At 67.0% G+C, this 22190-nt stretch carries 25 protein-coding genes and 1 tRNA gene; 11 read left to right on the top strand and 15 right to left on the bottom strand.

Annotated elements, in window-relative coordinates; translation table 11 throughout:
- Window positions 1–22: 22 nt before the first annotated feature.
- On the top strand, window positions 23–955 hold the full coding sequence (locus DX912_RS06105) for an alpha/beta fold hydrolase (RefSeq protein ID WP_115841601.1): 933 nt from the start codon (window positions 23–25) through the stop codon (window positions 953–955).
- A 104-nt stretch (window positions 956–1059) separates the two neighbouring features.
- On the opposite strand, the gene DX912_RS06110 is transcribed toward DX912_RS06105, so the two are convergent.
- From DX912_RS06110 to DX912_RS06120, 4 genes are all read right to left on the bottom strand, one after another.
- On the bottom strand, window positions 1060–1725 hold the full coding sequence (locus tag DX912_RS06110; protein WP_115841602.1) for an alpha/beta fold hydrolase: 666 nt from the start codon (window positions 1723–1725) through the stop codon (window positions 1060–1062).
- A 52-nt stretch (window positions 1726–1777) separates the two neighbouring features.
- Window positions 1778–1942, bottom strand: coding sequence for a hypothetical protein (locus DX912_RS18325; RefSeq protein WP_181902729.1), 165 nt, complete (start codon window positions 1940–1942; stop codon window positions 1778–1780).
- 69 nt (window positions 1943–2011) lie between these two features.
- Window positions 2012–2257: a hypothetical protein gene (locus tag DX912_RS06115; protein WP_115841603.1), complete on the bottom strand. Its 246-nt coding sequence runs from the start codon at window positions 2255–2257 to the stop codon at window positions 2012–2014.
- A 26-nt stretch (window positions 2258–2283) separates the two neighbouring features.
- A complete protein-coding gene (locus DX912_RS06120) occupies window positions 2284–2628 on the bottom strand; it encodes a YkgJ family cysteine cluster protein (protein ID WP_115841604.1) in 345 nt (114 codons plus the stop codon).
- Window positions 2629–3017: 389 nt separating this feature from the next.
- Between DX912_RS06120 and DX912_RS06125 the strand changes: the two genes are divergently transcribed.
- Genes DX912_RS06125 through DX912_RS06140 form a run of 4 tightly spaced genes read left to right on the top strand, consistent with a single transcriptional unit; the run spans window position 3018 to window position 5308 of the window.
- Window positions 3018–3359, top strand: coding sequence for an ArsR/SmtB family transcription factor (locus tag DX912_RS06125; RefSeq protein ID WP_115841605.1), 342 nt, complete (start codon window positions 3018–3020; stop codon window positions 3357–3359).
- A complete protein-coding gene (locus DX912_RS06130) occupies window positions 3356–3820 on the top strand; it encodes an ArsI/CadI family heavy metal resistance metalloenzyme (RefSeq protein WP_115841606.1) in 465 nt (154 codons plus the stop codon). Before DX912_RS06125 ends, DX912_RS06130 begins: the two co-directional genes overlap by 4 nt.
- A 7-nt stretch (window positions 3821–3827) precedes the next feature.
- On the top strand, window positions 3828–4649 hold the full coding sequence (gene arsN2, locus DX912_RS06135) for an arsenic resistance N-acetyltransferase ArsN2 (protein WP_181902730.1): 822 nt from the start codon (window positions 3828–3830) through the stop codon (window positions 4647–4649).
- Window positions 4649–5308, top strand: coding sequence for an aquaporin (locus DX912_RS06140; RefSeq protein WP_115841608.1), 660 nt, complete (start codon window positions 4649–4651; stop codon window positions 5306–5308). The genes arsN2 and DX912_RS06140 overlap by 1 nt, the downstream gene beginning before the upstream one ends.
- A 377-nt stretch (window positions 5309–5685) precedes the next feature.
- Here the strand turns inward: DX912_RS06140 and DX912_RS18140 are convergent, their stop codons facing one another.
- Window positions 5686–6321 carry an AprI/Inh family metalloprotease inhibitor gene (locus DX912_RS18140; RefSeq protein WP_147298571.1) on the bottom strand — a complete coding sequence of 212 codons (636 nt, stop codon included), beginning with the start codon at window positions 6319–6321 and terminating at the stop codon, window positions 5686–5688.
- Window positions 6322–6897: 576 nt separating this feature from the next.
- Here DX912_RS18140 and DX912_RS18330 point away from each other — a divergent pair.
- Complete coding sequence (locus tag DX912_RS18330) at window positions 6898–7239, top strand: hypothetical protein (RefSeq protein WP_181902731.1); 342 nt, start codon at window positions 6898–6900, stop codon at window positions 7237–7239.
- A gap of 439 nt (window positions 7240–7678) precedes the next feature.
- Here DX912_RS18330 and DX912_RS18145 read toward each other — a convergent pair whose 3' ends face one another.
- From DX912_RS18145 to DX912_RS06155, 3 genes are all read right to left on the bottom strand, one after another.
- Window positions 7679–8080 carry a hypothetical protein gene (locus tag DX912_RS18145; RefSeq protein ID WP_147298572.1) on the bottom strand — a complete coding sequence of 134 codons (402 nt, stop codon included), beginning with the start codon at window positions 8078–8080 and terminating at the stop codon, window positions 7679–7681.
- A gap of 227 nt (window positions 8081–8307) precedes the next feature.
- Window positions 8308–8397: transfer RNA gene (locus DX912_RS06150), tRNA-Ser, on the bottom strand.
- Window positions 8398–8511: 114 nt separating this feature from the next.
- Window positions 8512–9540 (bottom strand): LysR family transcriptional regulator, encoded by a 1029-nt coding sequence (locus DX912_RS06155; RefSeq protein WP_115841610.1) that lies wholly within the window; start codon window positions 9538–9540, stop codon window positions 8512–8514.
- A 105-nt stretch (window positions 9541–9645) separates the two neighbouring features.
- Between DX912_RS06155 and DX912_RS06160 the strand changes: the two genes are divergently transcribed.
- The gene (locus DX912_RS06160; protein WP_115841611.1) at window positions 9646–10227 is read left to right on the top strand and encodes an FMN-dependent NADH-azoreductase; all 582 of its coding nucleotides are present in this window, start codon (window positions 9646–9648) and stop codon (window positions 10225–10227) included.
- 256 nt (window positions 10228–10483) lie between these two features.
- Here the strand turns inward: DX912_RS06160 and serS are convergent, their stop codons facing one another.
- Window positions 10484–11776 (bottom strand): serine--tRNA ligase, encoded by a 1293-nt coding sequence (gene serS, locus DX912_RS06165; protein WP_115841612.1) that lies wholly within the window; start codon window positions 11774–11776, stop codon window positions 10484–10486.
- A gap of 138 nt (window positions 11777–11914) precedes the next feature.
- On the opposite strand from serS, the gene DX912_RS06170 reads away from it, so the two are divergent.
- Window positions 11915–12568, top strand: coding sequence for an energy transducer TonB (locus tag DX912_RS06170; RefSeq protein WP_115841613.1), 654 nt, complete (start codon window positions 11915–11917; stop codon window positions 12566–12568).
- A gap of 31 nt (window positions 12569–12599) precedes the next feature.
- On the opposite strand, the gene DX912_RS06175 is transcribed toward DX912_RS06170, so the two are convergent.
- The 5 genes from DX912_RS06175 to serC all read right to left on the bottom strand — a co-directional run bounded on the left by DX912_RS06175 (window position 12600) and on the right by serC (window position 19073).
- Window positions 12600–14138: an O-antigen ligase family protein gene (locus tag DX912_RS06175; RefSeq protein ID WP_181902732.1), complete on the bottom strand. Its 1539-nt coding sequence runs from the start codon at window positions 14136–14138 to the stop codon at window positions 12600–12602.
- A gap of 47 nt (window positions 14139–14185) precedes the next feature.
- Window positions 14186–15502: a 3-phosphoshikimate 1-carboxyvinyltransferase gene (aroA, locus tag DX912_RS06180; protein ID WP_115841615.1), complete on the bottom strand. Its 1317-nt coding sequence runs from the start codon at window positions 15500–15502 to the stop codon at window positions 14186–14188.
- Entirely contained in the window at window positions 15499–16683 is a 1185-nt protein-coding gene (hisC, locus tag DX912_RS06185; RefSeq protein ID WP_115841616.1) for a histidinol-phosphate transaminase, read from the bottom strand. Before hisC ends, aroA begins: the two co-directional genes overlap by 4 nt.
- Window positions 16680–17885, bottom strand: a complete 1206-nt coding sequence (pheA, locus tag DX912_RS06190; protein ID WP_115841617.1) for a prephenate dehydratase — start codon at window positions 17883–17885, stop codon at window positions 16680–16682. The genes hisC and pheA overlap by 4 nt, the downstream gene beginning before the upstream one ends.
- A 102-nt stretch (window positions 17886–17987) precedes the next feature.
- Window positions 17988–19073, bottom strand: a complete 1086-nt coding sequence (gene serC, locus DX912_RS06195) for a 3-phosphoserine/phosphohydroxythreonine transaminase (RefSeq protein WP_115841618.1) — start codon at window positions 19071–19073, stop codon at window positions 17988–17990.
- Window positions 19074–19263: 190 nt separating this feature from the next.
- Here serC and msrP point away from each other — a divergent pair, with 190 nt between their 5' ends.
- Both msrP and msrQ read left to right on the top strand, forming a co-directional pair.
- The gene (gene msrP / locus DX912_RS06200; protein ID WP_115841619.1) at window positions 19264–20232 is read left to right on the top strand and encodes a protein-methionine-sulfoxide reductase catalytic subunit MsrP; all 969 of its coding nucleotides are present in this window, start codon (window positions 19264–19266) and stop codon (window positions 20230–20232) included.
- 190 nt (window positions 20233–20422) lie between these two features.
- Window positions 20423–21067 (top strand): protein-methionine-sulfoxide reductase heme-binding subunit MsrQ, encoded by a 645-nt coding sequence (msrQ, locus tag DX912_RS06205; protein ID WP_115841620.1) that lies wholly within the window; start codon window positions 20423–20425, stop codon window positions 21065–21067.
- Here the strand turns inward: msrQ and DX912_RS06210 are convergent.
- Window positions 21036–21830 carry an FHA domain-containing protein gene (locus DX912_RS06210; RefSeq protein WP_115841621.1) on the bottom strand — a complete coding sequence of 265 codons (795 nt, stop codon included), beginning with the start codon at window positions 21828–21830 and terminating at the stop codon, window positions 21036–21038. The genes msrQ and DX912_RS06210 overlap by 32 nt on opposite strands.
- Before the next feature lie 84 nt (window positions 21831–21914).
- Here DX912_RS06210 and DX912_RS06215 point away from each other — a divergent pair, with 84 nt between their 5' ends.
- Complete coding sequence (locus DX912_RS06215; protein ID WP_115841622.1) at window positions 21915–22190, top strand: polyhydroxyalkanoic acid system family protein; 276 nt, start codon at window positions 21915–21917, stop codon at window positions 22188–22190.

Below are 22190 nucleotides of genomic sequence, written 5' to 3' on the forward strand. Positions count from 1 at the left end.
CCGACCTGACCGGATTGCCGCCATGAACTTCGCCCACCTCCTGCTCGCGACCGCCATCGGCAGCACGCCCGTCGCCGGCGCCAACGAGAAGCCGACGTCGGCCGAAACCGGCTTCGTTCGTCTCGATGACGACATCACCCTTCGCCAGCTCGTCGTCCGCAATGCGAATCCGCAGGGCACCGTCCTGTTCCTGCATGGCTTCCCGGAATCGAGCCTCGCCTTCAAGGACATCGCCATCGCGCTGGGCGACGATTACGAAGTGCATGCGTTCGACTGGCCGGGCTACGGACAGTCATCGCGCCCCTCGCCCGACCGCTTCGCCTATGCGCCCGCCGATTACGCCCGCGTGCTGAAGGCCTACATCGCCCATGAGCGCATCGACACCTCGAAGCTGACGATCTACGCGACCGACATCGGCGCCCTGCCCGCTCTGCTGCTCGCATTGGACGAACCGCACATCGCGCGGCGCATCATCGTCGGCGATTTCGCACCGTTCGACCGGCCGCAGCTGATGCACGAAAACCTGCGCAACCTGAAGTCCCCGGGCAGCGCCGAGCCCACGCGTGCGGCGATGAACGCCAACCACGCCGACATCATCGCGAACGTCCACCGCCGCGACCTTCCGCCGGAATCGCAGTACGACCTTGCGCCGGAATTCCAGGCCGACATCGCGACCAACTGGAAGCGCGACGGCATGACGACCGTCGACGCGTTCGCGCACTACTACGCCCGCTTCACCCGCGACCAGCGGTACTTCGAAGCGAACGTTGCGAAACTGCAGACGCCGGTTCGCGTGGTGTGGGGCGAGCGCGATATCTACATCCGGCCGGACATGGGCCTGGAGTTCGCGGCGAAGGCGCGGCTGCAGATCGACGTGCTGCCCGGCATCGGCCATTTCCCGCATCTGCAGGATCCGGCCCGCACGGCACTGGAAGTGCGTGCATCGTTCCGCTGACTTCGGCCATCGGGAAGAAGCCGTCGCCGTTGTAGAGGCTGATGGACGAGAACGCGTCGACCGGCACTTCGACGCTGCGCGATGGCGAATGGACGATCGGCTTGCTACCGACGCAGCCAGTCCAGCAACGTTTCGGCCAGCTGCCGCGGGGCTTCGAGCGGGATCAGATGCCCCGTGCCCTCGATGATCCTAAGTTCCGCACCGTGTATCGCATCGACGAGTTCGCGCGACTCGTCGATGGAGCGGAGCTGGTCATCGCGCGCGGCGATGACCAACGTGGGACACGAGATTCCTTCGAGCGGAACGTCGGTTCGATCCAGCGCCGATTGCCAATCGAACGCGTCCGCACCCAGGCGGATGCTCATCGCGCGTACGCGTTCGATGAGCGCCTCATCGTCCGCATCGCTGGGGCCCAGCGATCGCTGGATCGCACGACGGCTGAGTCCCGCGAACGTGGCACGTCCCGTCGAACCCGAAAGCGGCGCGGCCGCACGCTCGCCTCGCGCGGATGTCGCGACAAGCACCAGCGCTTCGACCAGTTGCGGATGCGTCGCCGCGAGCGCACGCGCGACGTAGCCTCCCATCGAGAATCCGAGCAGTACAGTCGGCCCGGCAAGTTGCGCCGCCACGGCGTCCGCGACGTCCCGCACCGTGCGACCGCGCGGCAGCGCGATGCGCTGCACGCGCCAGTCGCCTGGCAGATGCGGAACGAAGTCGTCCCACAGCGCGTCGTCGAGCATGAACCCGGGCAGCAGGGCGATGGTTTTCATCGGCGCGCCACGGCGCACTCAGCGTCGATCTATCGACGCCGTTGTGCCGCGCTCAACGCTCCCCGGAAGGCGGAGCGCGATCGTCGTCGTTGTCGCTGCGGGTAGCGGGTTTGTTCGCCTCGCGCGCGGCGGCCTTCTTGGCGGCCTTCTCGTCCTGCTGCTTCTTCTTGGCGATTTCGCGCTGGCGCTTTTCGAATGAGTAGTTGGGCTTGGGCAAGTGGGCTTCTCGCTTTGTGGTTGGTGGAGTCGACGACCATGCCGTGGTCGTGGGCAATCTGATTGTGGCTCAGCGGGCCTTCGGGCGCGCGGGAACGGTCTTCTTCGCCGCTGCCCCGTTCGTCGAGGCCAAGGCGTCCTTCTCGGGTTTGCGACGCAGCGGCGTGACACCCAGGACTTCCACCTGACCGCCGGCCTTGCTGAAGGCGTCCATGTCGGCGGCGATTCGTTCGTGCGTCACTTCCTTGTCGGGCGACGGCTTGCCGAACGGGGATGTGGTGTATCCGTTCGCCCCGGTCGGGCGATAGCTGGACATGGGTGTGCCTCCGGTGGGTGTGTTGATCATTGAAGGACGAGCTCGATCGCGCGCGCATGGTCGCGTGCGTAGTCTTCGCGGATCGCGTCGCAATACGGGCCGCCCATCGCGAAACGGCGGCAGACGTCGGGCCGGCTGTCGTAGATCCCGCAGTTCATGCGCGAGCCGTCTACCGCCACGCACCAGCCATCCTCGTCCTTCGCCATGACCCGCAGCCCGCCGGGGAGCTCGGTCGTCAGGTGGGACGGAATGTGGTCTTCGGGCTGCACCACCACCGTCAGCCGGCAACAAACGGCATCGCACCGCGCGCAGTCGGCCGCCGCTAGGACAGGCGCTGGCTGCTTGGCGGGGCTTCGTTGTCGATCCGGCATCTGGGGTGTGGCTCCTGGAGACGAGGCGCCCGTACGGGCCGTGGGAAAGACGCACAGGCAGTCAGGCCCGTGGAGAGGCGACGGCGGCGTTGGAGCGGGCGCTCCTTACTTGTGCCACCTGGAGCGGGAAGTCGCCGTGAATGCAGCCTTCACTGCGCCTGGCGGCGCGGAAAGGCTTGGCGGTGCGGTTGCGGGAATCGGCGCGTCGCGCCGGAGAGCGCCAGACGGACTGGCCGAGGTGCAGTGTAGCTCGGATGGGCTTGCGTGTGAGCGAGCCTCTGCGATGCGCTCAGCATGGGTGTGCTCTACGTGAGCTGACCTACGGTCAATCTGCTGCGTCACGCGCTCCATTAGTTGACACGTTTCGATATTTCCATAAACATGGAATTATGGAAACCGACACTGCACTCAAGAGCCTCGCCGCGCTCAGCCACGACGCGCGCTTGGCAGCGTTTCGCGAACTCGTCCAGGCCGGGCCCGATGGGTTGTCGGTCGGCGAGTTGCGCGACCGCCTCGACCTTCCCGCCGCGACGCTCACCGCGCAGCTCAACATCCTGCGCAACGCGGCGCTGGTGCACGACCAGCGCGAGGGGCGCGTCATCCGCGTGCGGGCCAACTACCTGCAGATGAACCGCCTGATTGCCTACCTCACCGAAAACTGCTGCAGCGGCCAGTCCGCCTGCGAGCCCGCCAGCGGCTGCACGCCGCGCAAGAAAGGAGCCTCGAAGTGAACCGCTTCCACGTACACCTCAACGTGTCGAACCTCGACGACAGCATCCGTTTCTACTCGCAGCTTTTCGCTCGCGCGCCGGCGGTGGTCAAGGGCGATTACGCCAAGTGGATGCTCGAAGATCCGCGCGTGAACTTCGCGATTTCCACCACGGGGCGGGCGCCCGGCATCGATCACCTGGGCATCCAGGTCGATAGCGGCGATGAACTCGTCGCGCTCGGCCGTCGCCTCGACGCGGCCGGCAGCACCGTCGTTCCCGAACCCGACGCCACGTGCTGCTACGCGCGCTCCGACAAGATGTGGACCGAAGACCCGCAAGGCACGCGTTGGGAAACCTTCCACACCTTCGGCGACGCGGTCACCTACTACGCCGCCGACGATGCGTGCTCGACCGACGCCGCATGCCGCCCCGCGCCCGCTGCCGTGCAGAGCCGCTGCGCGCCCGCGTCCGGCTGCTGCTGAGACCGACATGGAACTGCGCCTCCACCGTCCCGACGATCACGACGCGATCCGTTCTCTGCTCGCCCATGCCGGGCTTCCCGTCGACGACCTCGATCACGCCAACGTGCAGTTCATCGTCGCCATCGACGAGGGCGTGATCGTAGGCGTCGTCGGCATAGAGTCGTTCGAACGCGCCGGCCTGCTGCGTTCGCTCGCCGTTCGCCCCGGCCTGCGTGAAAGCGGCATCGGCGGCCGGCTCGTCGATGCGCTCGAAGCGTTCGCCCGCGAGCGCGGCATCGATCGACTGCTTCTGCTCACGCAAACGGCCGCGCCGTTCTTCGGCAAGCGCGGCTATCGCGTCATCGATCGCAACGACGCGCCGGACGACGTGCGTGCAAGCGCGCAGTTCCGTTCGCTCTGCCCGCAATCCGCCACCTGCATGGCCAAACCGCTGGATCAGGGGAAGAGGAAGCGCGTCCTGTTCGTCTGCGTGGAAAACGCCAATCGCAGCCAGATGGCCGAAGCCTTCGCGCGCATCCATGGCGGCTACCAGGTCGAGGCCTTCAGTGCCGGGTCGCGACCTTCGGGGCTGATCAACCCGAAGGCCGTGCGCTTCATGTCCGAACTCGGTTATGACCTCACCGCGCACGCGTCGAAATCGCTCGACGAAATCGCCGGCGAATTCGATGCGGTCATCACCATGGGCTGCGGCGACGACTGCCCGTGGGTGCCGGCCAAACGGCGTGAGGACTGGACCCTGCCCGATCCGAAGCACATGGACGACGACGGCTATCGGGCGGTGCGCGACGAGATCTCCGCGCGCGTGCGGGCGCTGCTGGCTGCGTTGTGATGCCGCTGTCGCGTCGCCTGACGGCCGAGTTCATCGGCACCGCGCTGCTGCTCGCCGCGATCGTCGGCTCCGGCATCATGGGCGAAGCGCTGTCGCGCGGGAACGCCGCCGTCGCGCTGCTGGCGAACGCAGCGGCCACGGCGGGCGCGCTGTACGCGCTCATCGTGATCCTGGCGCCGATTTCCGGCGCGCACTTCAACCCGGCGGTGACGGTCGTCGCGCATCTGCACGGCGACCTGAGCCGCCGCGATGCCGTCGCGTACATCGTCGTGCAGACCGTCACCGCCATCGCAGGCGTGCTGCTCGCACATGCCATGTTCGATCTGCCGCTGCTGCAGGCCGGCACGCAGGTCCGCACCGGCGCGTCGCAGTGGCTCAGCGAAGCGGTGGCGACGTTCGGATTGATCCTGACCATCGTGCTCGGCGTGCGTCATCGCCCCGTGGCAGTACCGGCACTCGTGGCCAGTCACATCTTCGCCGCGTACTGGTTCACCGCCAGCACGTCTTTCGCCAATCCCGCCGTTACGCTGGCACGTGCGCTCACGACGACGTTCGCGGGCATCCGGCCCGAAGACGTTCCCGCCTTCGTCGCGGCGCAGGCGGCCGGGACGTTCGTTGCGATCAAGGCCGTCGGGTTTCTGCGGCCGGCGCACGCTTAACCCGTGCGCCGTAGACGTGGGTGTTCTCGACGTGTTCGGACGGGACGTCCGGTGCGACACGTGTCGCACGTCCACTCGTTGGTCGCGGCCGCTGCGCATGCGTTACGAGTGGCAAAGCGCGGCGCTTGAGAGATTTCGCTCGGCTGGCCGAGCTTAGAACTTGGCGCGTCGAGCTATTTGCTCGGAGGGTCGAGTTCCGAGCTCGGTGCGTCGAGCTTTTTGCTCGGAAGGCCGAGCTCCGAGCCCGGTGCGTCGAGCTTTTTGCCTCGCGATCCGAGCTCCGAGCTCGGCGTGTCGAGCTTTTAGCCCGGATGCCCGAGCCATGTGCTCGACACGCGCCTCGCCTGCCCGCCTCGCGCTCGCGCTCGCGACCGCGCCTACCGGTTGAGGCTCATCCGCGCGCCGTCGGACTCACGCTTGCCGGACCAGCGGCCATCGCCGGCGGGCCAGAAGCGGCCGATGATGCGGTTATTGGTGTCGGTCAGCTGCAGCTGGTTGCCGGACACGGTCCAGCGGTTCACGTCGAAGAAGCCGTCCGGACACCCCGCCGGGGTGTAGGCACGATGGCCGCCGAACCATTCGTCGGCTTTCAGTTCGATCGTGCAGTTGTCGCCGCCGTCCTGGGCCAGCGACCAGCGACCGACGATGGCCTCGTTCGGCGGCGCGGTGTTGTTCCAGCCACCGCCGGTGCCCATGCTGATGCCGCCCCAGCTGTCGTGGCTGCGGCGTTCGCTGTGCGAATGGCCGCTGCTGGACGTTGTGGTTTCCACGCTGCCGGCGTTTGTCCACGAATCGCTGCGCGTGCCGCTGGTGTCGGTGGACGTGCCCGAGCCGGTGATCGACTGCTCCGAGTGCTGGAACTGCTCGGTGATGCTCTGTTCGGCCGCGCGGATGTCGGCGCCCGGGTCGGGCATCGCGGTGGGATCGTCCTGCGCGGCGGCAGAACCGGCGGCGGCAAACAACACGACCGCAACGGAGATGCGCTGGATCAGGGGGAACGCGACGGTGCGCATGGGCGGACTCCAGCCAGAAAGCGTGGGCCTACGACGGTCGCGCGAAGGGTGCGGCAGGCGGACTCAGCCGGGTGTGAAGAGCTGATGCCGGTGCCAACGCCAGTTCCGGTGTCGGTGTCGGAGCCAGGCCGGTGCAGATGCCGTGGCCCCGCGCCGTTGCTCTTGCTCGTCATTCCCGCGAAGGCGGGAATCCATGGACTTTCCACGCTCTCCCTGTGGCGCGAAAGACCAAAGAAGTCACTGCCAACCTTCCGATCGCATCGGTGGCGATCGGCGCGTCGCGCACAACACGCAAACGCCGCGTCAGCACCATCCATGCGCGACACACATGCGACAAAGGCTGAGAAACGAACGTCTCACTTTGCACCAATGCAGCGTTGACCGGCGTTGCATGCATGCGCACGCTGGCATTGCACCGGCGAACTCCGGTGTCGGGATTGGCGTCCCGAACAACGAGGCGTGCAGCAGCCTTTGATGCGAGGTCTGCACGAGTTGACGCATCAGCCGCAAGGCATTCGTCCGTCCCTCGTTTGGCGTCGCGGTGACGGAATTCCCATCCAACGAGAATTCCAATTCATGACTAACAAGAAGCGCGCCCGTCGCGAGCGATCGGCAGAACCCTCGTCTTTCCCGAACCTACCCTTCATCTCGCCACGCGAGCATGGTCGCGCACACTACTGGACAGTCCCTCCAGTAGGCGGTCCAGTCGGAGACTACGCAGAAGCCGAACGAACCGGCCGCGAATACGCCCAGCAATTCGTGCAATGGCTGCAAGCCAACCCGAGCATCGCCGGCATGGGCATCCTCGGTTGGATCGCCTCCGACATCGACTACGAAGCCCGCGACCGCAACGGCTACTGGGTCGGCTTCTTCTCGTGCATCGAGTGTTTGCTCATCGATGCGCGACTAGCTGGCTGATACACAGCAGATTCATGCGCACCCGCGCCCGGGTGCGCTTCGCTTGCCCGGCTAGCGTTGCATTTTCTTCGCTGATCCACCTTGCTCTTACAGCCCCCCCGGAAGGCGCTATGTGTAGCGCTCACCCCCTACCGAGGCGAACGCATAACGCTTCAACTTGTCTGCGAACTGTCGCACGTCCAACGTTGTTGGCTCGAACGAGCCAGGGTGAGCGGCGCTATTTCTAATGTTCAGACATCGATTCAGTTCATCGAAAGTCTGGCTGTCATACCCCCACAGATCCATACCAATGACTAACATGTCGAAGTCACGCCCCAACTGTAGATCAGCGAGACTCGTTACGTTCACTCCGTTTGAAACGCGATTAAATGGGTTGCCTTTCTTTTTAACCGCGGCGGCCGCAGCGGCGTTATAGGCGGCGAACCCAACGTTTTGGATCTCAGCGTGAAACCTTGCAACAGCAGCGGCCCACAACGTTTCGCGTCTTTTCGCGATTCGATGCGCCGGGCACTGAGATGCCGTGAAAAGTGAACGGATCCACGTTGAAGTCGAACAGCTCCGCCCCCCTTGCCCCCGAAACCTTGGTTCTCGTCGTCAGAGAATTGAAGCGAGTACGAATAGCTTCCGGCACTACGTTTCCAGGCGCGTTCACGCCACCATTCAGGTCAGCACCAGCGGGAGGTGTGCCCTGCGACCCACTAGCAACAGACGGAGGCTTTAGGGCTTTGCTTTCGAGATATGCGTTGAGGAGCATCTCAAAGCATTTCTCCTGGAACTTCTCCGGGCATGTCTGGACGATCGAGAGAATCCTCTCAACCTGCGCTTGAGCATCATCGAACATGCATACATCTCCTTTCGTTTGACCAGCTTTCATGGTTGACGCCCCTGCAGCCGTCAAGCGCGAATTCAAGATGCGCCTTGCCGGTGACAGTCTCGTGGGACTCGGCACTGAGTACGCGCCCACATTGCTGAGGTAATCCCGCTGAACGCTATAGGCTTGCGTCGCAAAATGACGTAAGAAAAACCCTACTGCTAATCAGCTGGCTCAGGAGTCCAACGGAAGGAAATTGGCGGAGAGAGTGGGATTCGAACCCACGGAAGGTTTGACCCTTCGGCGGTTTTCAAGACCGCTGCCTTAAACCACTCGGCCATCTCTCCGTATCGGCGTTGCCGCCTTGCACCGATGCCGCGTTGCACGGCGATCGCGAACCCGGTGGCCCGGGGCACCGGGCCATCAAACGAAGCGGCCCGCGTGGTGCGGGCCGCATTCTCTCACGCCTCGGTGACGATGCGGGGCGCCGGTGTGGGAACCGCCGTGGGAGAAAGCTTCGCCACGTCTTCCGGGCACGGCTTGCCCTTGATCTCGCTGCACTGCAGGCGCGCGGATTCGACCAGGCCCGGGGCCTTCTCGGCGATGAAGTCGATGAAGACGCGCACGGCCGGCAGCAGGCCACGGCGCGAGGCGAACACGGCGTGGAAGATGCCCTGCGGCAGGCGCCAGTCGGGCAGCACGACTTCCAGCTCGCCGCGGCGCACGGCTTCGGCGCAGATGGTTTCCGGCAGCAGCGTGATGCCCACGCCCTGCTGCGCGAGCTGCATCAGCATGGGGAAATCGAAGCCCATCACGCGCGGCTTGAGTTCGACACGACGCACGTCGCCGTCGGGGCCGTGCAGTTCCCAGCGCTGGCGGGCATCGTCCTCGCTCATGCTGAGGGTGACGTGGTCGCTCAGTTCATCCGGATTTTTCGGGCGGCCCATGCGCTTGAGGTAATCGGGGCTGGCGACCAGCAGTTCGGCGATCTGGCCGAAGCTGCGCATCACCAGGCTGCCGTCGTCGTCGAGCTTGGAGCGTACGCGCAGGGCGACGTCGATGCCTTCGTTGATGATGTCGACGCGGCGGTTGCTCACCAGCAGCTGCACGCGCACCTGCGGGAAGCGCGCGAGGAATTCCGGCAGCAGCTTGGGCATCTGCTGCTGCGCCATGCCCACCGGCACGCTGACGCGGATGACGCCGCGCGGCTCGGCGCTGAGGCGGTCGACGACTTCGTGCGCGGCCTGCGCTTCGGCCAGCATCGATTGCGCATGCCGATAGACGCTGTTGCCGACGTCGGTGACGGCGAAGCGGCGCGTGGAACGCTGCAGCAGACGCACGCCCAGGTCGGTTTCGAGCTGGCTGATGCGACGGCTCAGGCGGGACTTCGGGATGCCCAGCGCGCGCTCGGCCGCGGCGAAGCCGCCGTGCTCGACCACCATGGCGAAGTAGTAGAGGTCGTTCAGGTCCTGCATGGCCATAATTCCAATTCCGGAACAGTTAGTGATAGTTGACCAGATTTATTCCATCCCTGCAACGACCTAGATTGGTCCCCGAGCCGGCAACCCCGCCGATCGTTCCATTCGAGGCCCATCATGAAGCTCCTGCATCTGGATACCAGTGCCCTTGGCACCAATTCGGTTACCCGCGAACTGACCGCCGCCGTCGTGGCCCGCTGGCAGGACGCCCATGCCGACCTGACCGTCGAGTACCGCGATCTTGACTCCGACCCCCTGCCGCACCTCACCGGGCGCTCGCTGGCCAAGGCCGATCCGGCCCAGGCCGAAGCGGACGAAGCGACGCTCCAGCAGTTCCTGTCTGCCGATGTAGTGGTGATTGGCGCGCCGTTTTACAACTTCAGCATTCCGTCGACGCTGAAGGCGTGGATCGACCGCGTCGCCGTCGCCGGGCGCACCTTCCGCTACACCGAGGCCGGTCCGGAAGGCCTGGCGGGCGGCAAGCAGGTGATCATCGTCAGCGGTCGCGGCGGCCAGTACGGCGACGCGAGCCCGGCGGATTTCCAGGAAGCCTACCTGCGCCAGGTGTTCGGCTTCATCGGCATCAAGGACGTGGAGATCATCCGCGCCGAGGGCGTGGCGTACTCGCCGCAGCATCGCGCCGATGCGCTGGCCGCTGCGCATGCGTCCATCCGTTCGCCTATGGCAGAGGCTGCCTGAGCTCCAGGCATGCAGGAGACGCGCGCCGGCCCACCCCTCCCCGCTTGAGCCGGCAAACGCGAACGGGCCCGCTTGCGGGCCCGTTTTTTTAAGCCCCTCTCCCCTCGGGAGAGGGGTTGGGGTGAGGGGTAACGAAGCGGTTGCTTCAAAAACCAGTAGCGCGGTGATGCACTGCTGGTTTGCCGCTGTGGCTTCGTTGCCCCTCATCCGCCCTGCGGGCACCTTCTCCCGAGGGGAGAAGGAAACAGCATGCGGCTCAGGCGATGCGTTCCTGCCCGCCCATATACGGCCGCAGCACCTCCGGCACGGTGATCGAGCCGTCGGCGTTCTGGTAGTTCTCCATCACGGCGATCAGTGCGCGGCCCACGGCCGTGCCCGAGCCGTTGAGCGTGTGCACCAGCTCCGGCTTCCCGGTGGCCGGGTTGCGCCAGCGCGCCTGCATGCGACGGGCCTGGAAGCTTTCGCAGTTCGAGCAGGACGAGATCTCGCGGTACGTGTCCTGCGACGGCAGCCAGACTTCCAGGTCGAAGGTCTTCGTCGCCGCGAAGCCCATGTCGCCCGTGCATAGCAGCACGCGGCGGTACGGCAGGCGGAGTTTTTCGAGCACCACTTCGGCGCAGCGCGTCATGCGCTCGTGCTCGACATAGCTTTCTTCCGGGCGCGCGATCGTCACCAGCTCGACCTTCTCGAACTGATGCTGGCGGATCATGCCGCGCGTGTCGCGGCCGTGGCTGCCGGCTTCGGCGCGGAAACACATCGAATGCGCGGTCATGCGGATCGGCATCGCGTCGGCTTCCACGATCTCGTCGCGCACGATGTTGGTCAGCGGCACTTCCGAGGTCGGGATCAGGTACCGCTTGTGGGCGTTTTCGCCGTCGCCGATGGTCGTGGCGAACAGGTCGTCCTCGAACTTCGGCAGCTGGCCGGTGCCGCGCATGCTGTCGGCGTTCACCAGCAGCGGGACGCTGGTTTCCTGGTAGCCGTGCTCGTTGGTGTGCAGGTCGAGCATGAACTGCGCGAGCGCACGGTGCAGGCGCGCGAGCGAGCCGCGCAGCACGGTGAAGCGCGCGCCGCTGAGCTTGGCGGCGGTGTCGCCGTCGAGCCAGCCATTGCGCGCCCCGAGTTCGACGTGGTCCTTCACCGGGAATTCGAACGTGCGCGGCGTGCCCCAGCGGTGCTGTTCGACGTTGTCGTTCTCGTCCTCGCCCTGTGGCACGGACTCGTGCGGCAGGTTCGGGATGGTCAGCGCGATCGCCTCGATCTCGCCACGGATGACTTCAAGGCGCGCTTCGCTGGCCTTGAGTTCGTCGCCGAAACCGGCAACTTCGGCCATCAGCGTGCTGACGTCCTCGCCCTTCGCCTTCGCCTGGCCGATGGCCTTCGAGCGCGTGTTGCGCAGGTTCTGCAGCTCCTGCGTGCGCACCTGGATCTGCTTGCGCTCGGACTCCAGCGCTTCCAGCACGCCGGCGTCGAGTTCGTAGCCCCGGGTCTCGCGCAGGCGCGCGGCAAGTTCGGCGGGGTTGTGGCGCAGCAGGTTGGGATCGAGCATGGGAGCGTGGGGCCGAACGAGTGATCGAGGTCGCGATTATCGCGTGGAACCACCGCCAGGGCGACGGATTGCCGAAACGTTCACGTCCTGAAGGGCCGCGATGGGCAGAATCGGGACAGGTTTCCCACCGGTTCACGCATGTCCACACCTGCTCCGACGCCGCATCGTCCCGCCTTCGATCTCGGCCGCTGGCTGCCGGCGGGGCGATCCTTCCTGTGGGTTTTGCTGGCCTTCGTCATCGGGCTGGTGCTGTTCGCGCTGGTGTTGTCGATAGGACGCAAGGATGACGACGCGCTGTTCCGCGTGGGCACGCCGCCGACCGCGGATGCGCCGCGCTATTCGCCGCTTCCCGCCCCGTTGCCCGCCAGCCGCGACAACGCGAGCGGCATGGGCGCCCCGCCCGCGCAGGCGCCGGGCGAAGAGGAAGAACGTCCGCGGCTGGTCGAAACGCGGCCGGCTGCACCTCCGCCGTCGCTGCCGCAGCCCGCCGCGCCGGCAGTGCCGAGCGGGCCGGTGTCGCGCCCGGAACCCCTCGCCGGGCAGACGCCGGCACCGCGTTATCCGACGCAGTCGCTGCGTCGTGGCGAAAGCGGCACGGTGACGGTGCGGGCGCAGATCGGCCCGGATGGCGTGCCGAGCGAGGTCGCGGTCGCGACCGGTAGCGGCTCGCGGTACCTGGATCGCGCCGCCGTGGACGCGGTCAAGCGCTGGCGTTTCCGTCCCGCGATGCAGGGCGGCCAGCCGACCACGGGAACGGTGATGGTGCCGATCGAGTTCCAGGCGCAGCGCTGAGGCACGCCTCCAGAACCGACGCGAGCCGCGATCAGCCCTCGCGGGCGCGGCGTTCGCGGATCAGGCCGTAGGCCATGCAGCAGCCGAACAGCAGGCCCAGCGGCGCACGCACGTATTCGAACCGCCACAGCAGCGAGTCGAAGTTGTTGGCGATCAGCACGATGCCGACGCAGCCCGCGAGCCCCCAGAAGCTGGCGGTCGAGACGATGCCGGTACGCCACGCCAGCCAGAGCTCGCGCATGAGCATCGCGAACACGGCGAACAGCAGCGCCGCGCCGATCACGCCCAGGCCGACCAGCGCATCCAGGTAGGCGTTGTGCAGGTGGACGAACTGCTCGCCGCCGGTGGGCAGCTGCGCGCGCTGGATCAGCAGCGGAATCGTGTCCAGGCCCCAGCCGAAAAGCGGGCGTTCGAGGAAACGCTCCACACCTTCGCGGTAAAGCATCATGCGGATGCCCACGGCCTTGTTGCCGGGGATCGTGGTGTCCAGGCCGTCGATGTCGCGCGGGAGGGCCCGCGGATCGGCCGGCGCCTGGGCGATCGCATCGGAAGCGGGCGCGTCGATGGTCGAACCCGGTGCCGGCGCGGGCGCCGGTCCTGCGGGTACGGCGTTCGCATCGCTCGCCGACTTGCCTTCCAGCAGCGATTCCACCCACGCCGGCACGAGCTGATTCGCCCCGTCGAACCGCAGCGCGAAGATGCGATGGGCGGCGGTGAGCAGGATCAGGCACACCAGCAGCGCGAGCACGATCGGCTGCCACGGCAGCGGCCGCCGGCGCGGGCCGCGCGTGAACGCGTAGCCGATGATCGCCAGCGGGACGGCCACGATGAAAGACAGCCACGCGCCGCGCGACTGCGAGAACAGCAGCACGCAGAAGCAGCCGGCGAACGCCAGCAGCGCCAGGACGAGCAGCCAGATGCGACGCGACCCGCGCGGGTAATCGCGCCAGATGCCGATGAGCAGGCACAACGTGAGCCAGCCGCCCACGGCGGCGATCATGCCGCTGAGGTTCTGCGAAATGCCGAACCACGGACGCATCTCGCCGGACCAGATCGCCGGCATCGCGCTCCATGGCATGTGGTAGAGCACCGCGGCGAGCAGGCCGAGGATCAGCACGCCGAGCAGTTTCGGAATCGCGCGCGGGTTCACCGACATCCACCAGCCGATGACGCACGTCTGGAACCCCAATCGGAGCAGCTTGGCGACGACGGTCAGCTGGTTCGACCAGCGTACCTCCGGCAGCAGCCACGCGATGTACGCCGCATGCACGATCAGGACGACGGCCAGCACGCCGAGCAGCCGGACCGCGGGGTGCGCCGCCAGTTCGCGCCAGGGGCGGGAGCCGGCGAACGCCATGGCGAGCAGCGCCACGAACGTGCCGTACTCCGGGTGCATGTTCGGGACATGCCGGCCCAGGTCGTTGATCGCGAAGAACGCCTGGAACGCCACGCCCGCCAAGGCGATCCATGCAAGCGTCCGGGAGATGCCCAATGCCTCGGGACCCGCGAGGCTCGGACCTCGACCGCCGAAGGAGTCGCGTGCGTCGGGGTCGGTGGCGGAGCGCTGCACTTGGGTCGGGAATTTCGCTGGGGGAAACGGCAGGCGGTGAGTCTAAGTCACGCGCCTGCGGCCAGCCAGATACCGCTATCACGGGCCAGGGAATCGAAGCCCGGGAAGGAGGTCGCCACGTTGGCGACATCGTCGATCCGCACGTCGCCCGACGCCCGCTGCGCCGCGACCGCGAAGCTCATCGCGATGCGGTGGTCGCCATGGCTGTCCACCCTGCCCGCCTGCAGCGCGCCGGGCACGATGGTCGCGCCGTCGGGATGCTCGTCCACTTCGATGCCCAGCCCCCGCAGGCCCTGCGCCATGGTGGCGATGCGGTCGGATTCCTTGACCCTCAGCTCCGCCGCGTCGCGGACGGTCGTGACGCCCTCGGCGCATGCGGCGGCGACGAACAGCGCGGGGAACTCGTCGATCATGTCCGGCGCGAGTTCGCCGTCCACTTCGATACCGTGAAGCGGCGCGTGTCGCACGACCAGATCCGCCACGGGCTCGCCGCCCTGCTGGGTCGCGTTCTCCTCGCGGATGTCGGCGCCCATGCGGCGGAGCGCGGTCAGCAGGCCGGTGCGGCGCGGGTTAACGCCGACCGCCTCCAACCGCAGCTCCGAGCCCGGCACGATGCTCGCCGCGACCAGGAAGAACGCGGCGGACGAGAAGTCGGCGGGCACGTTGACGTCGGTCGCGCGCAGGCGCCCGCCGCCGGACAGCTTCGCGTAACCGGGCGAAAACTCGATCGGCCAGCCGAACGCCGCGAGCATGCGCTCGGTGTAGTCGCGCGTGGGATGCGGCTCGTGCACGACGGTGTCGCCGCTTGCATACAACCCGGCGAGCAGTAGCGCGGATTTCACCTGCGCGCTCGCAACCGGCAAGGTGTAGTCGATGCCGGTGAGCGACTGCGCGCCATGGATGCGCAGCGGCGGCAAACCGCCCTCTTCCGAATCGATGCGCGCGCCCATGAGCGACAACGGCTCGATCACGCGACGCATCGGCCGCTTCGACAGCGACGCGTCGCCAATCAGCGTGCTGTCGAACGCCTGCCCCGCCAGCACGCCGGCAAGCAGCCGCATGCCGGTGCCGGCATTTCCGCAGTCCAGCGGCGCGCTGCTCGCGCGCAGGCCGTGCAGGCCCACGCCGTGGACGATGCGCTCGCTCGCGCTCGGGGTTTCGATGCGAACACCGAGCTGTTCGAACACGCGAGCCGTCGCGCGTGTGTCCTCGCCTTCCAGGAAGCCGCGCACGTGCGTGGTGCCTTCGGCGAGCGCGCCGAGCATGACCGCACGATGCGAGACCGACTTGTCGCCCGGCACGCGGATGCTTCCGCGCAACGGCTGCCCGGCACGTGCGATCCAGTGCTGCGAACCGCCGCTCATGCGCCCACCTCGCCCAGCACCGCGTCGATCGTCGCGAGCAGGCGTCGGTTTTCGTCGACGGTGCCGACGGTGACGCGCAGATACTCCGGCAATCCGTAACCGCCCATGGGACGCAGCACGACGCCGCGTTTCGTCAGTTCGGCTTCGATACGCGTCGTCTGCGCCCCAAAGCGGACCAGCACGAAATTCGTCTGCGACGGCATGACACGCAGGCCGCGGCGCTCGAAAGCCTCTGCGAGCGCCTTGCGCTGTTCGGCGTTGCGGGCGCGTGCCCATTCCAGATGCGCGACGTCGCCCAGCGCCGCTTCGCATGCCGCGAGCGCAAGCCCGTTGACGTTGAAGCTTTCGCGCAGGCGCTCCATCACCGCCACCAGCCCGGGCGCGGCGATGAGGTAACCCACGCGCAATCCGGCCAGGCCGTACGCCTTGCTGAAGGTGCGGGTGAGCGCCAGGTTGGAATGCGACGCGAGCAGCGGGAGCGCGGTCGCGGCATCGGCCTCGGCATCGGCCAGTTCGGCGTACGCCTCGTCCATCACGACGATGACGTCCGCCGGCACCTTCGCCAGGAACGCCTCGAACGCCGCGCGGCCGAACCACGTGCCGGTCGGATTGTTGGGATTGGCGAGGTAAACGAGCGTCGTGCGTTCGGTGATCGCCGCGGCGATCGCGTCCAGGTCGTGACCCAGCGGCATCGTCGGATGATCGTCCGGCAATGCGGGCACGATGCGCATCGTCGCGCCCGCCGCCTGCGTCGCCAGCGCGAACACGGCGAAGCCGTAGCGCGAGAACACCACGTCGTCGCCTGCAGCGGCGAACACCTGCGCCAACTGCATCAGCAGTTCATGCGAACCGTTGCCGAGCAGGATCTGCTTCGTCTCCACACCATGCTTTGCCGCGAGCGCGCGCTTGAGATCGGCTCCGAGCGGGTCGGGATAGCGATGCAGCGAATGCAGCTGGTCGAGGATCGCCGCGCGTGCATCGGGCGAAGGGCCGTATGGGTTCTCGTTCGAACCGAGTTCGACCAGGTTGGCCTCACCAAATTGGCGACGGAAAGCCACCAGGTCGTGCCCCGGATCGTAGGCCTTCAACCCCTGCACGCCACGCGAGGCGCGCGCGGCGAACCAGGCTTCGTCGCGCGTGGGCTGCGTTGCGTCGGTATCCGTCTCGCGCACGGCGCTCATGCGATGGCGACCGGGTAGGAACCCAGCACCTTCACTTCCTGCGCGTAATCGGCGAGTTCGTCGAGCGCGCGACGCATCGCCTCTTCCTGCACGTGGCCGCCGATGTCGATGAAGAACGCGTACTGCCAGAGCCCGGTGTGACCCGGACGCGACTCGATGCGGTTCATGCTCAGGCCGTGTTTTGCGAACGGCGCCAGCACGTGGTACAGCGCGCCGGGCTGGTCCTTGATGAAGATCATCAGCGAGGTGCGGTCGTTGCCCGACGGCGGGAACAGCTCGCGGCCGATCACCAGGAAGCGCGTGGTGTTGTCCGGGCGATCCTCGATCGGCCCCGCGACGGATTTCAGTCCGTACACATTCGCCGCGCTGATGCCGGCGATGGCGGCGGCATCGTCGGAGGCGCGGGCGCGGCGCGCGGCCTCGGCGTTGCTCGACACCGGGATCTTCTCGGCCTTGGGCAGGTACTGGCGCAGCCACGCCTTGCACTGCGCGAACGACTGCGGATGCGAATACACGCGCTCGATGCCCTCGAGCTGGTCGTTCCGCGACAGCAGGTGCTGGTGCACGCGAAGCTCGACTTCGCCGCAGATCTTCAGCTTCGAGGTGAGGAACATGTCGAGCGTCGACTGGATCGTGCCCTGCGTCGAGTTCTCCACCGGCACCACGCCGAAATCGGCATGTCCGGCTTCCACTTCCTGGAACACTTCCTCGATGCTAGCCAGCGGCAGGCCGTGGATCGAATGGCCGAAATGCTTGTAGACGGCCTGCTGCGAATGCGTGCCTTCCGGGCCGAGGTAGCCGATCTTCAGCGGCTCCTGCTGCGCCAGGCACGCGGACATGATTTCGCGGAACAGCCGCACCAGCACTTCGTCGTTGAGCGGGCCGTCGTTGCGATCGACCACGCGGCGCAGCACCTGCGCTTCGCGTTCGGGGCGGTAGTAATCCACCGCTGCCGCGAGCTTGCCCTTCGCCTTGCCGACCTGGTTGGCGAACTGCGCACGCTCGCCGATCAGTTCCTGGATGTGGCGGTCGATGCCGTCGATGCGCTCGCGCAACGTGGCGAGATCGAGCGGCGCGGCGTCGGTCTTCGAAGGCACGGCGTCGGCCACGTCCTTCGCGGGAGCGCGCTTGGAGGGAGCGCGCTTGGTGGCCGCCTTCGTCGTGGTCTGCTTCTTCGGTGCGGCCTTGCCGGTCTTCTTCATGGGGGAGTTGTCCGTGTTCTGTCTTGCGTTGCCCGGGCGAAGGACCTGCCGGGTACTCGTGCCGCGACCCGGGGTGCTTCGCTGGCCCGGGCTACAGGACACTCATCCGTGTCGGTTCTGGAAATCGCGCATGAAGTCCACCAGCGCCTGCACGCCGGCTTCCGGCATCGCGTTGTAGATCGACGCGCGCATGCCGCCGAGCACGCGGTGGCCCTTCAGCGCGAGCAGGCCTGCAGCCTTGGATTCCTTCAGGAACGCGGCATCCAGCGCCGGATCGTGCAGGAAGAACGGCACGTTCATGCGAGAGCGCGCGGCAGGCACGACGTCGTTGCGATAGAAGCCGCCGGAGCCGTCGATCGCGCCATACAGCAGCGCCGACTTGCGCGCGTTTCGACGCGCGAACTCATCGACGCCGCCTTCGGCCAGCATCCACTTGAACACCAGTCCCGCGAGGTACCAATTCCACGTCGGCGGCGTGTTGAGCATCGATTCGCCCGCGACGTGCGAGCGGTAATTCATGATGTCCGCGCGCGGCTGGCCGGCGCGTTCGAGCAGGTCGCGGCGCACGATCACCACGGTCACGCCCACCGGGCCGAGATTCTTCTGCGCGCCGCCGTAGATCACGCCGAAGCGCGACACATCCAGTGGTTCGGCGGCAATGGACGAGCTGAAGTCGGCGACCAGCGGCGCATCACCAACGTCCGGGATATCGCGGAATTCCACGCCGTGGATGGTTTCGTTCGCGGTGTAGTGCACGTACGCCGCGCCGGGCGTGAGGCGCCACTCGCTGCGCGGCGGAATGTCGTGGAAACCAGACGATTCGCCATCGGCGGCGATGCGTGCATCGACATACGTGCGCGCCTGCTTGATCGCCGTCTTGCCCCAGTGGCCGGTCACGACGTAGTCGGCGGCCTGCCCCGGCGCGGCGAAGTTCAGTGGGATCAGCGCCTGCTGCAGCGTCGCGCCGCCGGCGAGGAAGAGCACGGCGTAGTCGTCGGGAATCGACATCAATGTGCGCAGGTCGGCTTCGGCCTGTCGCGCGACTTCCATGAACTCGGCGCCGCGGTGGCTGATTTCCACGATGGAGGCGCCGACGCCGTTCCACTCCAGCATTTCCTCCTGCGCCTGGCGCAGCACCGCCTCGGGAAGGGTGGCGGGGCCAGCGGCGAAGTTGAAGGCGCGGGACATGAAATCTCCGGTCGGACAGGCGAAGGACGGGCGGGAACGCGCGAGCGGCCAAGTATGCCGCACCGCAACAGCGTGCGGATTCATGGTTTCCACCGCAACTTTTTGCTCATGCTGCCCCTCTATAGTGGAACCGGGCGCACGTGTGCGTCCGCCCTCCCCGCGATACTCCAACGCGAAAACCGGAACCGACATGTCACTGCGCGACGCCTTGAGGATTCCCGCCGCCGAAATCACGGACGAATCGGTCTATCGCGAACGCCGCCGCCTGCTGGCCGCGCTCTCCGTCGCGCCCGCGATGGCGCTGTCCGGCTGCGGGCAAGCCGAGCCGCCCCCGCCGCCGAAGGTGGCGCTCACGCCGGCGCAGGCGCGTTCGGGCTTCCGCACCGACGAGACGCTGACGCGCTTCGAGGACGTCACCACCTACAACAACTTCTACGAGTTCGGTACCGGCAAGGCCGATCCGTCGAAAGCCAAGCGCACGCTTCGCACGAGTCCGTGGACGGTCGCCATCGGCGGGCATTGCGCCAAACCCGGCAAGGTCTCGATGGAGGACCTGCTGAAGGGCTTCAAGCCGGAGGAGCGCGTGTACCGCCTGCGCTGCGTGGAAGGCTGGTCGATGGTGATCCCGTGGCTGGGCGTGCCGCTGGCGGATGTGCTCAAGCGCTTCGAGCCCACCTCGCAGGCGAAGTACGTCGCCTTCACCACCATCGCCGATCCGAAACAGACGCCGGGCGTGGCCTGGCCCTCGCTGGACTGGCCGTATCGCGAAGGCCTGCGCATCGACGAGGCCATGCATCCGCTGACGCTGCTGGCCACCGGCCTGTACGGCAAGCCGCTGCTGCAGCAGAACGGCGCGCCACTGCGACTCGTGGTTCCGTGGAAGTACGGCTTCAAGAGCATCAAGTCGATCGTCGCGATCGACTTCGTCGAGACGATGCCCGAAACCGCCTGGCACCAGGCGCAGCCGAGCGAGTACGGCTTCTTTTCCAACGTCAATCCGACGGTGGACCACCCGCGCTGGAGCCAGAAGACCGAGCGCCGCATCTCGGGCACCGCAAGCAAGCTGTTCGCGGAGCGGATTCCGACCAGGATGTTCAACGGCTATGCGGACCAGGTAGCCGGGCTGTACAAGGGGCTGGACCTGAAGAAGTGGTTCTGAAGCTCTAAAAGCTGGTACCGCTCCACTGCTGCGCCCTCGTTCCGAGCGTTCCGCATTTGCCGTCATCCCCGCGAAGGCGGGGATCCAACTGTCAGGCCTGGCACGCTCTCCGGCGAGCGTGGTTCGCTGGACAGTTGGATTCCCGCCTTCGCGGGAATGACGGTTCACATGGCCGACGGTTCATCAAAGAATGCCCCTCTCCTCCCGCACCCTCATCGCCATCAAGACCCTCGTCCACGCGCTGGCGCTGACGCCGGCGGCGATCCTCGCCTGGCAGATCCGCGCGGAATTCCTGACCGGCAGCGGCGGGCTCGGCGCCGATCCGGTGGCGGAGATCGAACACCGCCTCGGCCTGTGGGCGCTGCGCTTTTTAATGCTGACGCTGGCGATCACGCCGCTGCGGCAGCTCACCGGACAGCCGGTGCTGCTGCGCTTCCGGCGCATGCTCGGGCTGTACGCGTTCGCCTACGCGACGCTGCACTTCACCGCGTACCTGGTGCTCGACCTGCGCGGCTACTGGACGCAGATCTTCGAGGAAATCGCCAAGCGGCCGTACATCACCGTCGGCTTCGCCGCCTGGCTGCTGCTGGTGCCGCTGGCGCTGACCTCGACGCAGGCGGCGATCCGCTGGCTCGGCCGCAACTGGGCGCGGCTGCACAAGCTGGTCTATGTCATCGCCATGCTGGCGGTGCTTCACTTCTGGTGGCTGGTGAAGTCCGACGTCCGCGAGCCGGCGCTGTACGCCGGGATCCTTGCGGTGCTGCTCGGGTGGCGCGCCTGGAACGCGCTGAAGAAGCGGAAACTCAGCGCGCGCCGTAAAGCAGCAGCAGGCTGAGCGCCGCCGCCAGCAGGATCGCTGCCAGCAACAGCCACGGGATGCGTCGCGCCGAACGCTTGATCGGTGCGACGGCGCGCGTGTCCTCGATGACCGGCACGCGCGCCTTCGGTGCGGGCACGTCGGGCGCGACGGTGCGCTGCATCGGCGCTTCGACCACGAAACGATGCTGGCTTCCGAACACGACCTGGTCGCCCGCCTGCAGCAGCGCGTGACGCACCGGACGACCGTTGACCAGGCTGCCTTCCACCGAGCCCAGGTCGCGAAGGATCACGCCATCGGCATGGCCTTCCAGCCGCGCGTGGCGCTCGGCGAAATTCGGATCGTTGACGCGGATGTCGCTCTCGCCGGCGCGGCCGACCAGTCGCGGCGCGTCCAGCGTGAAGCTGCGGCCGTGGTGCGGGCCGCCGATGCCACGCAGCAGCATGCGCGTGTCGGTGCCGCCGTTGAATCCGTAGTCGGCCGGGGCCGGCAGCGGATCGCCGCCGAGCAGCATCAGCTCCACGCCGTCGACGAAGATCGCATCGCCCACGCGCAACATCGCCATGCGACGCACCGGACGACCGTTGACGTGCAGGCCGGGCGCACCTTCGCGGACCTGCAGCCACACGCCACGGCGGTCGACGCAGAACTGCGCGACGGCGCCGTCGGGCGCGACCTGCGCCAATGCGCCGGACGGATCGTAGCCAATGGCATGCACGCCCGGCCCCAGGGCCAGGTCGGCATGTTCGCGGTTCTGGAAGCGCAGGCGGAGGGCAGTCACGTCCGCGCAATCTAGCAGAAGGCCCGCGCACTTGGATGCATCGTGCGCGGCGCGCACAATACCGGCCACTTCGGGAGAGCCCACATGTCGAACATCGATATCCGCCACGCGCATTCGCTGCCGCCGGAACAGGCACGCCAGGCCGTGCAGGACGTGGCCGACAAACTCGCCGACCGCTTCGGCATGGTCACCGGGTGGAGCGGCAACACGCTCAATTTCAGCCGCAGCGGCGTGGACGGCCACATCAACGTGGCGCCGAGCGAACTGCACGTGACGGCCAAGCTGGGCTTCCTGCTGAGCACGATGAAGGGGCCGATCGAGGCGGAGATCCGCCGCGTGCTCGACGAACGCTTCACCTGA

Origin of the sequence: Lysobacter soli (genome assembly GCF_003382285.1) — a bacterium.
In the GTDB taxonomy this organism is placed as follows: Bacteria; Pseudomonadota; Gammaproteobacteria; order Xanthomonadales; family Xanthomonadaceae; genus Lysobacter_J; species Lysobacter_J soli.

Bases quoted from the DNA above. Each gene is read 5' to 3' on its own strand.
- DX912_RS06125 (WP_115841605.1), top strand. From the start codon at position 3,018: ATGGAAACCGACACTGCACTCAAGAGCCTCGCCGCGCTCAGCCACGAC.
- msrP (WP_115841619.1), top strand. From the start codon at position 19,264: ATGTCACTGCGCGACGCCTTGAGGATTCCCGCCGCCGAAATCACGGAC.
- hisC (WP_115841616.1), bottom strand. From the start codon at position 16,683: ATGAGCGCCGTGCGCGAGACGGATACCGACGCAACGCAGCCCACGCGC.
- DX912_RS18140 (WP_147298571.1), bottom strand. From the start codon at position 6,321: ATGCGCACCGTCGCGTTCCCCCTGATCCAGCGCATCTCCGTTGCGGTC.
- DX912_RS06110 (WP_115841602.1), bottom strand. From the start codon at position 1,725: ATGAAAACCATCGCCCTGCTGCCCGGGTTCATGCTCGACGACGCGCTG.
- DX912_RS06215 (WP_115841622.1), top strand. From the start codon at position 21,915: ATGTCGAACATCGATATCCGCCACGCGCATTCGCTGCCGCCGGAACAG.
- DX912_RS06170 (WP_115841613.1), top strand. From the start codon at position 11,915: ATGTCCACACCTGCTCCGACGCCGCATCGTCCCGCCTTCGATCTCGGC.
- DX912_RS06105 (WP_115841601.1), top strand. From the start codon at position 23: ATGAACTTCGCCCACCTCCTGCTCGCGACCGCCATCGGCAGCACGCCC.
- DX912_RS18145 (WP_147298572.1), bottom strand. From the start codon at position 8,080: ATGTTCGATGATGCTCAAGCGCAGGTTGAGAGGATTCTCTCGATCGTC.
- aroA (WP_115841615.1), bottom strand. From the start codon at position 15,502: ATGAGCGGCGGTTCGCAGCACTGGATCGCACGTGCCGGGCAGCCGTTG.
- DX912_RS06115 (WP_115841603.1), bottom strand. From the start codon at position 2,257: ATGTCCAGCTATCGCCCGACCGGGGCGAACGGATACACCACATCCCCG.
- DX912_RS06140 (WP_115841608.1), top strand. From the start codon at position 4,649: ATGCCGCTGTCGCGTCGCCTGACGGCCGAGTTCATCGGCACCGCGCTG.
- msrQ (WP_115841620.1), top strand. From the start codon at position 20,423: ATGCCCCTCTCCTCCCGCACCCTCATCGCCATCAAGACCCTCGTCCAC.
- serS (WP_115841612.1), bottom strand. From the start codon at position 11,776: ATGCTCGATCCCAACCTGCTGCGCCACAACCCCGCCGAACTTGCCGCG.
- pheA (WP_115841617.1), bottom strand. From the start codon at position 17,885: ATGAAGAAGACCGGCAAGGCCGCACCGAAGAAGCAGACCACGACGAAG.
- DX912_RS18330 (WP_181902731.1), top strand. From the start codon at position 6,898: ATGACTAACAAGAAGCGCGCCCGTCGCGAGCGATCGGCAGAACCCTCG.
- DX912_RS06160 (WP_115841611.1), top strand. From the start codon at position 9,646: ATGAAGCTCCTGCATCTGGATACCAGTGCCCTTGGCACCAATTCGGTT.
- DX912_RS06120 (WP_115841604.1), bottom strand. From the start codon at position 2,628: ATGCCGGATCGACAACGAAGCCCCGCCAAGCAGCCAGCGCCTGTCCTA.
- arsN2 (WP_181902730.1), top strand. From the start codon at position 3,828: ATGGAACTGCGCCTCCACCGTCCCGACGATCACGACGCGATCCGTTCT.
- serC (WP_115841618.1), bottom strand. From the start codon at position 19,073: ATGTCCCGCGCCTTCAACTTCGCCGCTGGCCCCGCCACCCTTCCCGAG.